Origin of the sequence: Tautonia sp. JC769, assembly GCF_040717455.1 — a bacterium.
Classification (GTDB): Bacteria; Planctomycetota; Planctomycetia; order Isosphaerales; family Isosphaeraceae; genus Tautonia.
This window is the reverse complement of record NZ_JBFEFH010000062.1, coordinates 1-1765: the sequence shown is the minus strand read 5'-3', so window position 1 is coordinate 1765 and position 1765 is coordinate 1. Positions and strand designations below refer to the sequence as shown.

At 71.2% G+C, this 1765-nt stretch carries 1 protein-coding gene; it reads right to left on the bottom strand.

Annotated features, from left to right (window positions below; all coding sequences use genetic code 11):
* Positions 1–1551 (bottom strand): tetratricopeptide repeat protein (locus tag AB1L88_RS26840; RefSeq protein ID WP_367099797.1); only part of this gene is annotated, 1551 nt, incomplete at its 3' end.
* Positions 1552–1765: the final 214 nt, after the last annotated feature.

Genomic DNA, 1765 nt, shown 5'->3' with positions numbered 1-1765 from the left:
GAACAGGCGGTTGGGTGCCGGGGGGTGCTCGGCATCGACCGGCAAGGGGCAGCCGTTGACGAGGTAGACGTCGAGCCAGCCGTCGTTGTCGAAGTCGATCAGGCCGACACCCCCGCCCATCGTGTCAGCGATGAAAAAATCCCCTTGCTCGCCGCTGTCATAGGAAAACGCGAGTCCTCGGGCGGTCGCCTCGTCCTCGAACCGGGGGCCGACGATTCCCTCGGCCGGGGTGCCGACGGGGACAGGAGGACGGCGCGGGTCGATCTCGGCCACCTGCTCGCGGAGCTTCGGCGGGGTGATGGGCTCGGGCTCGACCGGCCCGAGCCGGGCCAGGGCGGCCTGCGCCTCTCGGTCGAGCGGGTCGAGCCGGATCGCCTGCTCGAACCAGGCGAAGGCCTCGGCGGCCATGCCGGTGTCGAGGCAAAGCTGTCCCATCTGAAGGCACGAGGCGGCGTCGATCCCTTCGGAGAGGCGTTCGTTGATGGCGAATTTCAAGGCGTCGGTGCGGCCCCGGATCGCCTCGGCGCGTCCGAGGATCGAGTCCGCCTCGTCGCGCCGATTGTCCCGGGCCAGCGCCCGGCCGAGCCGGTAGTGGGCCGACAGGTGCTCGGGGTCGGCCGCGATCGCCCGGCGGAAGGCGGCGATCGCCTCCTCGTCGCGCCCTTGTTCCTGCTCGGCCTGCCCGATGACGAGCCACCAGCGGGCCAGGTCGGTCGGCGATTCGGGGGCGGGCCCGACCACCTCGGCCACGCGCCCCGGCTCCCCGAGCGTCCGCCAGGCTTCGGCCAGGGCCAGCCGAACGCTCGGATCGCCTTCCATGCTCCGCGCCGCGAACTCGAGGTCGGCCAACGCCCCGGCCGGGTCCCCTTGCTCGAAGCGAATCAGGCCCCGCGCCCGCCTCATCCAGGGATCGTCGGGCGAGACCTCCAGGAACGGCTGGAGTTGCTGCAGGAGCTGGTCGCCCTCGCCGCCGAGGTCGCGGAACTGCTCCACCTGCCGGCGCTCCAGGGCCAGGCCGGTCAGGGTGACGAGGTGCCTCGCGTCTCCCGTCAGGCCGAGCAATTCCCAGAGCAAGGCCCTCGCCTCCTCGGTCCTGCGCTGCACGAACAGCAGGGTGACGAGCCGCGATCGCGGCTCGACGGCCCCCGGCTGCCGGGCAATCACCGCCCGGTAGGCCCGTTCCGCCCCGGCGCGATCGAACCGCTCCCTCGCCAGCTCGCCGAGGAGGAATTGCGCGGTCGGCCAGGCCGGGTCGGCGTCCGAGACCCGCCGCAGGGCTTCGCGAGCGTCGTCGGCCCGGCCGATCATCCGGAGACTGGTCCCCAGGCGAACCCTGGCCTGCCCGTCGTCCGGGTGGCGTTCCACCCACCGGGACAGGCCGAGCACCGCGTCGTCCCAACGCTGGGCTTCCAGGTCGCGTTCGATGGCCGTCCATCGCGTCCGGTCCGACGGTTTCAGGAGCCAGGCCACGACCGCGACGGCCAGCACGACGACGCTCGTGACCAGGACGCCCCCCCTCGGCCACCCTTGCCGGTTTTCTCGGTTGCCCATGCGACGCCGCTTCCCCTGGATCGTCTGCCCTCGTTCCCCCCTGATCATGCAATGATCGTACGCGGAATCGACGGCGGAACCCAGTCGGGAGATGAACGTCGCCCGCCCTGCGGGCGTCCCCGGCAGGCTTCATTCGCTCACAAGATTCGCTCACAAGGACCTCGGCAAAACCTCTCGGAGCGATCCGTCATGCTCTCGGATCTCGATGATCCGG